10 protein-coding genes are annotated in these 11,035 nt (G+C 70.2%); all 10 read right to left on the reverse strand.

Going from position 1 to position 11,035, the window contains the following annotated elements; genetic code table 11:
* Positions 1-64: 64 nt before the first annotated feature.
* Positions 65-1,183, reverse strand: a complete 1,119-nt coding sequence (locus F9C41_RS28685) for a glycerophosphodiester phosphodiesterase (protein WP_155389940.1) — start codon at positions 1,181-1,183, stop codon at positions 65-67.
* Positions 1,184-1,301: 118 nt separating this feature from the next.
* On the reverse strand, positions 1,302-2,513 hold the full coding sequence (mltG, locus tag F9C41_RS28690; protein ID WP_407924743.1) for an endolytic transglycosylase MltG: 1,212 nt from the start codon (positions 2,511-2,513) through the stop codon (positions 1,302-1,304).
* A 37-nt stretch (positions 2,514-2,550) separates the two neighbouring features.
* Positions 2,551-3,357 carry a shikimate dehydrogenase gene (locus F9C41_RS28695; protein ID WP_155389942.1) on the reverse strand — a complete coding sequence of 269 codons (807 nt, stop codon included), beginning with the start codon at positions 3,355-3,357 and terminating at the stop codon, positions 2,551-2,553.
* Positions 3,357-4,610 (reverse strand): endolytic transglycosylase MltG, encoded by a 1,254-nt coding sequence (mltG, locus tag F9C41_RS28700; protein WP_155389943.1) that lies wholly within the window; start codon positions 4,608-4,610, stop codon positions 3,357-3,359. The genes F9C41_RS28695 and mltG (F9C41_RS28700) overlap by 1 nt, the downstream gene beginning before the upstream one ends.
* Before the next feature lie 133 nt (positions 4,611-4,743).
* The gene (mltG, locus tag F9C41_RS28705) at positions 4,744-5,967 is read right to left on the reverse strand and encodes an endolytic transglycosylase MltG (protein ID WP_155389944.1); all 1,224 of its coding nucleotides are present in this window, start codon (positions 5,965-5,967) and stop codon (positions 4,744-4,746) included.
* Positions 5,964-6,422, reverse strand: a complete 459-nt coding sequence (gene ruvX / locus F9C41_RS28710; protein ID WP_155389945.1) for a Holliday junction resolvase RuvX — start codon at positions 6,420-6,422, stop codon at positions 5,964-5,966. Before ruvX ends, mltG (F9C41_RS28705) begins: the two co-directional genes overlap by 4 nt.
* Before the next feature lie 81 nt (positions 6,423-6,503).
* Positions 6,504-9,182 (reverse strand): alanine--tRNA ligase, encoded by a 2,679-nt coding sequence (alaS, locus tag F9C41_RS28715; RefSeq protein ID WP_155389946.1) that lies wholly within the window; start codon positions 9,180-9,182, stop codon positions 6,504-6,506.
* Positions 9,179-9,496: a hypothetical protein gene (locus tag F9C41_RS28720; RefSeq protein ID WP_196279999.1), complete on the reverse strand. Its 318-nt coding sequence runs from the start codon at positions 9,494-9,496 to the stop codon at positions 9,179-9,181. The genes alaS and F9C41_RS28720 overlap by 4 nt, the downstream gene beginning before the upstream one ends.
* Positions 9,497-9,499: 3 nt before the next feature.
* Positions 9,500-9,952, reverse strand: coding sequence for a DUF948 domain-containing protein (locus F9C41_RS28725; RefSeq protein WP_155389947.1), 453 nt, complete (start codon positions 9,950-9,952; stop codon positions 9,500-9,502).
* Between the two features lie 80 nt (positions 9,953-10,032).
* Positions 10,033-11,035, reverse strand: a 1,003-nt coding sequence (locus tag F9C41_RS40850) for a hypothetical protein (RefSeq protein WP_196280000.1), incomplete at its 5' end; no start/stop codon positions are given.

Here is an 11,035-nt window from a genome sequence, read left to right on the forward strand (position 1 = left end):
GCTGATATCACTAGTATGCGCACGGCCACCGTCGCTTCGCGGTCCGGTGGCCGTGCGCGCCGGGTCAGGACCGGTGCAGCGTGCGGGCCAGCACGCCCAGGTCTGGGTTGTCGGTGAAGAAGCCGTCCACGCCCGCGGCCAGGTACGCCGCCAGCTCGTCGAGGATCCGGCCGTACTCGGTGGGCACCGCCCCGTTGCGCAGGTTCACCGGCAGGAACTGGTTCTCCGCGCGGAAGGTGTACGGGTGCACCTTGAGGCCCTCGCGGTGCGCGTCGGCGACCAGCGAGGTCGGCGCCGCCAGCGAGCCGTCGGCCGCCCGCGGGATGACCAGGCCCTTCTCCGGCCCGATCCCGTTGACCACGTCGGCCAGCCCGGCCAGGCCCGCCGGGCTCAGGTACTCGGCGTACGAGCGCGGGTCGTTGAACGGGTTGCCCGCGCCGGCCAGGAAGACCAGCGGCGCCTTGACCCGGTGCACCGAGCGCAGCTCGCGCAGGTTCGCCGCCTCGAAGGACTGCACGAACACCGGTGCGTCCCGGCGGTCCAGGCCGTCCCGGCGCAGCGCCGCCACCAGCGGGCGCTCCAGCGGCAGCCCGATGTTCTGGAAGTAGGTCGGGTGCTTGGTCTCCGGGTAGACGCCAATCTCGCGGCGCAGCTCCTTGGACAGCCGCTCGCGCAGCTGCAGCACCTCGGTGAAGGTCGGCACCTCGAACAGCCCGTTGTAGATGGTGCTGCGCTGGCGCACCGCGGGCAGCCGCTCCACCGCCCGCAGCGTCTTCAGCTCGGCGAGGGTGAAGTCCTCGGTGAACCAGCCGGTCACCGTCACGCCGTCGATCGTCTTGGCGACCCGGCGGCTCGCGAACTCGGGCCGCGCGGCGACGTCGGTGGTCCCCGAGATCTCGTTCTCGTGCCGGGCCACCAGCACACCGTCGCGGGTGCTGACGAGGTCGGGCTCGATGAAGTCGGCGCCCATCCGGGCCGCCAGCTCGTACGAGGCGAGGGTGTGCTCGGGCCGGTAGCCGCTGGCGCCCCGGTGCCCGACCACCAGCGGACGGCCCCGGTCATGGTCACGCATCGGCCCATTGTCACGGTCGTCGCCGGACGCCCACGCGGGCACGCCGATGAGGGCGGGCGTCGCCACCGCGGCGCTCAGCGCCCCGGCGAGGAAAAGGTCACGTCGGTCCATCGTCTACTCCTCCATGCACAGTTGCGTCGGGAGGAGTCCAGCGGCCGCGGGCAGCCGGTGATCGACGGTGCGGTGACATCCGGGCGAATTCACCGCGATGTCACCGCACCGATGCCGCCTAATCGCACGAGTTGCGGGCCAGCACCTTGTTGCGCACCGCGGTGGCGTTGTCCTGGCAGAACTGCGCGTACGTCGAAGAGAAGGCCGAGTTGCGCTGCTGGTCGACGGCGACGAAGAAATACCAGTCCGCCTTCGTCGGCTGGGCCGCGCCCGCCAGCGCCGCCCGCCCGGGGTTGTTGATCGGCGTGGGCAGGAACAGCACGTTGTGGTTGTACGGGTTGTTCTTGTCGTTCATCTCGGCGGTGGTCATCTTCCCCGACTCCTTGGTCGGCTTGCCCTTCACCTCGAACCAGTAGTTGATCGTCACGTCCATCTCGAGGCAGGTGCAGACGCCCGTCTTGGGCCTGAAGATCCGGTTGTAGGCGACCCGGGCCACCTTCGGCAGGTCGGCCAGGGTGCCCGACTCCGCCTGGGCCAGCGAGGCGATGATCAGCATCTCGTATGGGGCGACCTTCAGCCCGGCACGCACCGTGTCGGCGAACTTCAGCTCGGCGGTGACGGCCAGGAAGCGCTGCACCATCAGCTCCAGCGCGGACTGCGCGGTGACGTCCGGCGGGAACTCGTAGGTGTCCGGGAACAGGAAACCCTCGACCGACCTGGTGACCTTCCGGTCGCCCCGGTCGAACCAGGACTCCGGGACGCCCAGCTTCACCGGATCCTTGCCCGCGGACTTGAACTCCGCCTCCGGGATGCCCAGCTTCTCCGCCAGCAGCTTGTAGATCTTGAACGAGGAGAGCCCCTCGGGGATGGTGATCCCCTTGACGACGCGCTTGGCCGGATCGAGCAGCATCGTGATGGCGTCGGCCGCGCTGAGCCGCACCCGCAACCGGTAGTGGCCCGGCTGGATCTTCGCGGCCTTCGGGTTGTCCTCCCACGCGTCGAGGAATGCCTGCTCGCTGGCGATCACGTCCTTGGCCTTCAGCAGCTTGGCCATCTGGACGCCGGACGCCCGCTCCGGGATCTCCAGCGTCACCTCGGCCGTGCCGGCCGTGGAGGTGTAATCCGGCGTGCCGAACAATCCCTTGAGCTTGTCGTAGCCGAGATACAACCCGGCCCCAGCGCCGCCGAGCAGCAGGAGCGTCAGGACCACGGCCAGACCGGTCCGGCCACGGCGGCGCTTGCGGCGCCGGCGGCTCGGCTGATGCTCAGGCCGGCGTGGCCGGCGCGGTTCGTGCTCATCGCCGAACGCGAGAAAGAACTCTTCCGTCACCGGTCTGCCTCCCCAGGGTCGCACCGACCCGGACAGGCTAACGGCGGCGCGCGTCCCGCAGTGCCCCGCGCATCGCCTCGACGGGTGCGGCAACGCCCGTGAACTGCTCGAACTGCCCCAGAGCCTGATTCAGCAGAAGATCCAATCCGGACACGATCCGGTTTCCGGCCCGCTGCGCCGAGGCGGCCAGCGGGGTGGGCCACGGGTCGTAGAGCGCGTCGAACAGCACCGTCTTGGGCCGCCACGGCACCTGGAGGTGGTCGGCGACGCCCTTGGGCACGGTCGAGATCACCACGTCGGCGCCGGCGCACTCCTCCGCCGCCGCCCAGCCCGCGCCGGTCAGCGGCACGCCGAGCGCGTCGGCCACGGGCCGCAGCTCGTCGATCGCCTCGGCCCGGCGGGCGTACACGATCACGGACTCGGCTCCGAGCTGTGCCGCCGCCGCGACGGCGGCCCGCGCGGTGCCGCCCGCGCCGAGCACGGCGACCCGCGACACCGCGGTGATGCCCGCCTCGCGCAGCGCCGCGACCATGCCCGGCACGTCGGTGTTGTCCGCCCGCCAGCTGCCGTCCGGCTGGTGGACCAGCGTGTTCGCGGCCCCGACCGCGGCGGCGACCGGGCTGACCGCCGTCGCGACGGCCAGCCCCACCTCCTTGAGCGGCATGGTCAGCGACAGACCGGCCCACTCGGCGTCCAGGCCCGCCACGAAGGCGGGCAGGTCGGCCTCGGCACACTCGATCGCGGTGTACGACCAGCCGGTCAGTCCCGCCGCCGCGTAGCCCGCGTTGTGCAGGACGGGCGACAGCGAGTGGCTGACCGGCTTGCCGAGGACCGCGGCCTGCATCAGCAGGAGCTCCGCGGCAGCACCTTGTTCTTCACGGCCGTCTGGTTGTCCTTGCAGAACTGGGTGTGCGTCGCCGAGAAGGCCGAGTGGCCCTGCAGGTCGATGGCCACGAAGTAGATCCAGTCGCCCTTCGGCGGGTCCGCCGCGCCCTCCAGCGCCAGCTTGCCCGGGTTGTTGATCGGGGTGGGCGGCAGGCCCTTGGCGTTGCGGTTGTACGGGTTCTTCGTGTCGGTCAGCTCGGCCTGGCTCAGCTCACTGGAGTGCACGGGCGGCTTGCCCGCGATCTCTCGCGAGTAGTTGACGGTCACGTCGAACTGCAGGCAGTGGCAGGTGCCGATCTCGGCGACGGCCTTCTCGCTGAACACGCGGTTGTAGGACACCCGGGCCACCTTGCCGAGGTCGTCGGCGTTGCCCGCCTCGGCTTGGGCCAGCGACGCCACGATCAGCGCCTGGTACGGCGAGATGTTCAGCGTGGCGGCCTTCTCGGCGTAGCCCATGTCCCCGGTGACCTTGATGAACCGCTCGACCATCATCGCCAGGGCCGACTTCGCTGTCACGTTCTTCGGGAACTCGTAGGTGTCCGGGAACAGGAAGCCCTCGATCGAGCGGCTCTCCTTCTTGCCGTCCTCCCGCTTGAACCACCACGCGGGCACGCCCAGCGCGATCGGGTCCTTCGCCGCGGCCTTGAAGTCGGCCTCCGGGATGCCCAGCTTCTCCGAGAGCAGCTTGAAGATCTTGAACGAGGACAGGCCTTCGGCGATGAGGATGCCGTTGACCATGCGGTTCTTGGTGTCGAGCAGCATCGTGATCGCGTCGGCGGCACTGATCTGCACGCGCAGCTTGTAGAGGCCGGGCTGGATCTTCTTGGCGTCGGGGTTGCTCTCCCACGCCTCGATGAACGCCTGCTCGCTCTTGATCACGTCCTCGGTCTTGAGCACCTTGGCCATGTCCAGCCCTCGGGAGCCCTGCTTGATCTCCACCTCGACCTCGGCGGAGGATGCCGCGCTGGTGTAGTCGGGGGTGACCAGGAAGTTCTTGATCTTGTCGTAGCCCAGGTACGCACCGCCGGCCAGGCCGCCCAGCAGGAACAGGGTGAGGAAGAGCGCGAGGAAGGAGCGGCCGCGGCCGCGCTTCTTCTTCTTTTTCTTCTTCTTGTTGTTGTTCCGGCCACGGTTGTTGTCCACCCCGTGCCGACGCCGCTGTTGGCCGCGTTCGGGGTGCTCCTCGAACGACAGGAAAAGCTCGTCAGTCATCGGTGCCCTCTCGCGTACGGGTCGCCATCGGCGGCTACGTTACACGTGAAGGGTTTTGCACACCCCCGGGCGGACGGGGGGTTTTCAGCTTCCACCCAGGATCTAACGGGCGCATTCGGACAAGACGGGCGGCTCAACAAGAGCTCTGCTTGAGCACCTTGTTCTTCACGGCCGTCTCGTTGTCCTGGCAGAACTCCTCGAACGTCTCCGAGAACGCGGAGTGGCCCGCCTTGTCGGTCGCCACGAAGTAGTACCAATCACCCTTCGGCGGCGACATCGCGCCTTCCAGCGCGGCCTTGCCCGGGTTGTTGATCGGAGTGGGGATCATCCCCTCGGCGTTGCGGCCATACGGGTTCTTCGGGTCGGTCAGCTCGTCGTGGGTCAGCCCGCTGGACGGTTTGGGATCCTTGCCGGCCAGCTCTCGCGAGTAGTTCACGGTCACGTCGAACTGGAAGCAGGCACAGGTCAGGTCCGGGATCCGCTTGTAGACCCGGTTGTAGGCGACCCGGGCCACCTTGCCGAAGTCGTCGGCGTTGCCCGCCTCGGCCTGGGCGAGGGAGGCCACGATCAGCGCCTCGTACGGCGCGATCCCGCCGAGCTGCGCCGGGACGGTCTCCGCGAAGCCCATGCTGCCGGTGACCGTGAGGAAGCGGTTGACCATGACCCGCAGGATGCCGTCCGCGGTGGCGTTCGGGGCGAACTCGTAGGTGTCGGGGAACAGGAAGCCCTCGACCGACTTCGCGACCTTCTTGTCGTCGGTGCGGTTGAACCACCAGTCGGGCACCCCGAGCGCGATGGGGTCCTCGGCGGCGGCCTTGAAGTCGGCCTCGGGAATACCCGTCTTGGTCGCCAGCAGCTTGAACACCCGGAACGAGCTCAGCCCCTCCGGGATGGTGATCCCGTTGACGATCCGGTTCTTCAGATCCAGCAGGCGCAGCACCGCGTCTTTCGCGCTCATGTGGGTGCGCATCTTGTAGAAGCCCGGCTGGATGCGCAGCGCGTCCGGATTGCGCTCACCGGCCTCGACGAAGGCCTTCTCGCTGGCGATGACGCCGGCCGCCTTCAGCGTGCGCGCTATGTCGGCCTGGGTGTCGCCGCTCTTGATCTCGACCTGCACCTCGGTGCCGTCGGCCGAGGTCTCCCAGTCGGAGGTGCCCAGCGCCCCGCTGATCTTCTGATACGCCACCAGGGCGCCGATGCCCAGCGCCCCGAGCAGCACCAAGGCCAGGCCCATGGCGAGCACGGACCGCATCCAACCGAACCGCCTGCGTTGACGACTGGCCTCGCCCGGCGGGGTCTCCGGCCGGGGATCTTCGTCGTGGTCGTCGTCGAAAGCACGGTCCAGTTCGTCGATCATCCTGCTCGCCTTCGCTGCGCGTCGAGCCAACCCTGCAGGATCTCCACCGCCGCCGCCTGGTCGACGACGGCACGCTGCCGCTTGCCCCGGACACCGCGGTCGGCGAGCCGCCGGGTGGCCGTGACGGTGGACATCCTCTCGTCAGCGAGCACCACCGGCACCGGCGCGATAAGACCGGCCAGGGCGTCGGCGTATGCCCTCACGTGCTTGGCGGCCGGCCCCTCGACCCCGGCGAGGTTGATGGGCAGGCCCACCACCACCTCCACCGTGCCATGGTCCGCCACCAGGCGCGCGATCTCCACCATATCAGCCGAAATGTCAGAATCATCCGGTTTGGCCTGTCGTGCCACCGTGACCAGCGGCGTTGCCAAAATCCCATCCGGATCGCACACCGCCACCCCGATCCGCACCGTGCCCACGTCGACACCCAGCCGCACCCCACGGGTCCACGTCATGACTTTCCCTCCACACGAAAAGACCGGAGCCCCGCCCGCTGCCGCAAAGGCAGGGGCGGAGCTCCGGAGGAACAGCTCGGATCAGCGGCTCTGCACCGCGTTCTGCACCGCGGCCAGCAGGTGCGGAGCCTGGTCGGCGGGCACGCCGCCACCCTGCGCCAGGTCGGCGTTGCCGCCGCCCCGGCCCGACAGCGCACCCTTGACCAGGTCCTGCGCGGACACGCCGCGCGACTTGGCGGCCTCGTTGACCGCCACGATCAGCGACGCCTTGCCGTTGGCCCGCGAGGCCACCGCGACCACCGCGGGACGGTCCGCCGGGAAGCGGCCGCGCACCTCCTGCGCCAGCGTGCGCACGTCGTTGACCGCCGCGCCCTCCGGCGCCTCGGTGCCGACGTAGGCCACGCCGCCCAGGTCGAGCGCGCCCTCGGCCAGCGCCGCCGCCCCGCCGAGCACCAGCTGCGCGCGCATCTTCTCCAGCTCGCGCTCCGCGTCGCGCAGCTGCGCCACGGTCTGCTCGACCCGGTCGGCGACCTGCTCGCTGGGCACCCGGTACAGCTCGGCCAGGCGCGACACCAGTAGGTGCTCCTTGGCCAGGTGCCGGAACGCGTCCATGCCGACCAGCGCGTCGACCCGGCGCACCCCGGAGCCGATCGACCCCTCCGACAGGATCTTCACCAGGCCCAGCTGGCCCGAGCGGGCCGCGTGGGTGCCGCCGCACAGCTCGCGGGCGTACTCGCCGACCTCGACGACACGCACGTACTCGCCGTACTTCTCGCCGAACAGCGCCATCGCGCCCAGCCGCTTGGCCTCGGCCTGCGAGGTGACGAACGCGCGCACCTCCAGGTCGCTCATCAGCACCTCGTTGACCTGCTGCTCGACGTCGTGCAGCACGCTGGCCGGCACCGCGCCGGGGGTGTTGAAGTCGAACCGCAGCCGGCCCGGCGCGTTCAGCGAACCCGCCTGGGTCGCCGACTCGCCGAGGAAGTTGCGCATGGTCTGGTGCACCAGGTGGGTCGCGGTGTGCGCGCGGGAGATCGCCCGTCGGCGCTCCACGTCGATCTGCGCGTAACCGGCCTCGCCGGAGCGGACCTCGCCCTCCAGCACCCGCGCCTTGTGCACGATCAGGCCCGGCAGCGGCTGCTGCACGTCGAGCACCTCGACCTTGCCGCCGCCGACCGTGATGAGGCCCAGGTCGGGCAGCTGGCCGCCGCCCTCGGCGTAGAACGGGGTGACGTCGAGCACGACCTCGACGAGCTCGCCCTCGCCCGCGGACGTGATCAGGCCGCCGCTGCCGATCAGCGCGCGCACCTTCGACTCGCGCGACACCTCGGCGTAGCCGGTGAACTCCACCGCGCCACCCGCGTCCAGCGCGCCCCGGTACGCCGACAGGTCGGCGTGACCCGTCTTGCGCGCCTGCGCGTCGGCCTTGGCCCGCTTGCGCTGCTCGGTCATGAGCCGCTTGAACCCGTCGGTGTCCACCGACAGGCCCTGCTCGGCCGCGATCTCCAGGGTCAGGTCGATCGGGAAGCCGTACGTGTCGTGCAGCTGGAACGCCTTGTCACCCGCGAGGGACTTCCCGCCGGCCTTCTTGGTGTCCGCCACCGCGACGTCGAGGATCGTGGTGCCCGCGCGCAGCGTCGTGCGGAAGGCCTCCTCCTCGGCGTAGGCGTACTGCGAGATGCGGCCGAAGTCGGTCGCGATCTCCGGGTACGACGGCGACATGCTGTCGCGCGCCACCGGCAGCAGCTCCGGCAGGGCCGGGTCCTCGTAGCCCAGCAGGCGCATCGCCCGGATTGCCCGGCGCATGATGCGGCGCAGCACGTAGCCGCGGCCCTCGTTGGAGGGCGTCACGCCGTCGCCGATCAGCATCAGCGAGGTGCGCACGTGGTCGGCGATGACGCGCAGCCGCACGTCGTCGGGGTGCGACTCGGCCGCCGTGGTGGTGTGGCTGACGTTGTAGCGCTTGCCGGTCAGCTCGCACGCCTTGTCGATCAGCGGGCGGACCTCGTCGATCTCGTAGAGGTTGTCGACGCCCTGCATGATCGAGGCCATCCGCTCCAGGCCCATGCCGGTGTCGATGTTCTGCGCCGGCAGGTCGCCCAGGATCGGGTAGTTCTCCTTGTCGGTGCCCGGACCCCGCTCGTACTGCATGAAGACGTTGTTCCAGACCTCCATGTAGCGGTCCTCGTCGACCTCCGGACCGCCCTCGCGGCCGTACGCCGGACCGCGGTCGATGTAGATCTCCGAACACGGGCCGCACGGCCCCGGGATGCCCATGGACCAGAAGTTGTCCGCCTTGCCGCGGCGCACGATGCGCTCCGCGGGCAGGCCGACCGCGCGCCAGTAGCCGATCGACTCGTCGTCGTCGAGATACACCGTCGCCCAGATCTTTGCCTGGTCGATGCCGAACCCGCCCTGATCCAGCGGCTTGGTCATCAGGTCCCAGGAGAGGCGGATCGCCTCCTCCTTGAAGTAGTCACCGAAGGAGAAATTGCCGTTCATCTGGAAGAACGTGCCGTGCCGGGAGGTCTTGCCGACCTCGTCGATGTCCGGCGTCCGGATGCACTTCTGCACGCTGACCGCCCGCCGGAACGGCGGGGTCTGCTGGCCCAGGAAGTAGGGCACGAACTGCACCATGCCGGCGTTGACGAACAGCAGGTTCGGATCGTCGATGGCCGGCAGTGGAGCGCTCGGAACCACGGTGTGCCCGTTGGCCTCGAAGTGCGCCAGAAACCGTCGCTTGACTTCCGCGGTCCTCATCGCTGCTGCTCGCCTTCCTGCTGCTGCTTGAACTGGTAGAACTTGCTGCCGACGCCGTGCGCCCACGGCAGGTCGACGGGCTCGATCGAGACACCGTCCTCGAACGCCGCCAGGAGCTCGTCCTCGCGCTCGGCCATGCCGTCGCGGACGTCATCCATAAAGCTACGCACCGAGCCCGCGGCGTGACCAATGGATTCCTGGGCGGTCCCGGCCAGCCCGGCCGGGGTGAACTTGCGCGCCTGGCGGGTCACCAACCGCACCACCACGACGCCGACGCCGATGCCGACGCCGAGCCAGAGCAGCCTGCGGATCATGGCTCAGCCCCGCCGCGTGCGCTTGCGCGCCTTGAGCTCGTCACGCACCGACTTTGCCTCATCGGCTTCCTTGCGGGCCGCCGTGGCGCGCCGCACGCCGTAGGTGAACGCGGCCGCCTTCACCAGCGGGCTGGCCGCGGTCGCGGTGACCACGCTCACCAGGTTCGACACGTTGGCCGTGGTCGCCGCCAGGTGCTGGGTCATCACGTCGACCTTCGCCAGCTGCACGTTGACCCCGTCGAGCGTGACCTGGGTCTGGCCGAGCGTCGTGTTGACGTTGTCGACGGTCAGGTTCACGTTGTCCAGGATCGGCCCCGTGCGCTGGCTGACCTGCCGCAACGTCACCGTGGCGGCGTCGACGGTGTGCCGCAGCCGCAGGATCGGCACGGCAAGCACCAGCACCAGCATCGCGAACGCACCCGCCGCGATCAGCGCCGCGATCTCGCCTCCAGACATGCCACATCCTCCGCACGTCGCACTTTGTCCTGACGTGCAGACCCTACCGCCCGCCGCGGCGGCGCTCGCAGCAGCCGGGCTCAGCTCGCCGACGGTGTCGGGGCAGGACTCTCCGTCCCGGTCTCCTCGCCGGTCTCCTCGTCCGCCCCGGTCCCCTGCTCACCGTTCGGGTCCGCGGTGAACCGGATGCGGTCGTCGGCGACCGTGTTCTGCACCTTGATGGTCACCGCGGAGCCCGTGCAGGCATCCGGGTCACCCGCGGGCGGGGCGGCCGACGGGTCCGCGCTGGGCTCCGCCTCCGGCTCCTCGCTCGGGCCGATGGTGGGCCGGTTGCGCAGCAGGTTGGTGCAATCGGGCGTGGTGATCGGACGGACCCACAGGTCCAGCGTGAACTCGTCGCGCCGCCAGCAGGAGTACTTGCCCTGGGTGCCCTCGTCCAGCACGCAGCTGGCCACGTCCCAGCGGGCCCAGCCGGCGTCGGTGAGCGCCGTGGTGTACGCCTGCGTGGTCTCGTCGATCCCCTTCTCGGACTCCAGCGAGCGCTCGCGGTAGCGGCAGTCGATCAGGCACCACCGGCTGCCGTAGATGTTGTCGACGGTCTTGCCGGAGGTGACCGCCCACGACGGCACGTCCAGTGCGTCCAGGGTGGTCAGTACGGGGTCACGGGTCGCCGCGCGCAGCACGAAGTAGAACGGCAGCGCGCCCACGATCACGGCCACCAGCGCGATCAGCGTCCACATGCGCAGGCGCTGCTGCTCGCGCAGCTGCTTGCGCACCTCCGACCGGGCGCCGCGGATCACGTCGACGCCCGCGGCCAGCGGGGCCCGGCGGTCCCCTGGGGGCACCACGGCGTTGGGGTCCGGCGGGCGCACCGCGATCGGTTCGGGGCGGCCCGGCGGGCGTCCACCGGCGCCGGGGCCGGGGCCCGCCCCGGGACCGCCCGGCTTCGGGCCGGGTCCGGCGTGGGCGCCGGGCATCGGTCCTGCCATCGGCCCGGGACCGGCGTTGGGTCCGGCCTGCGGCGGCATGCCGCCGAGCGGGGCGGGGCCGCCCTGCGCGGGTCCGGCCGGCGGGACGGGCACG

The organism is Catellatospora paridis (assembly GCF_009720365.1).
GTDB lineage: Bacteria > Actinomycetota > Actinomycetes > Mycobacteriales > Micromonosporaceae > Catellatospora > Catellatospora paridis.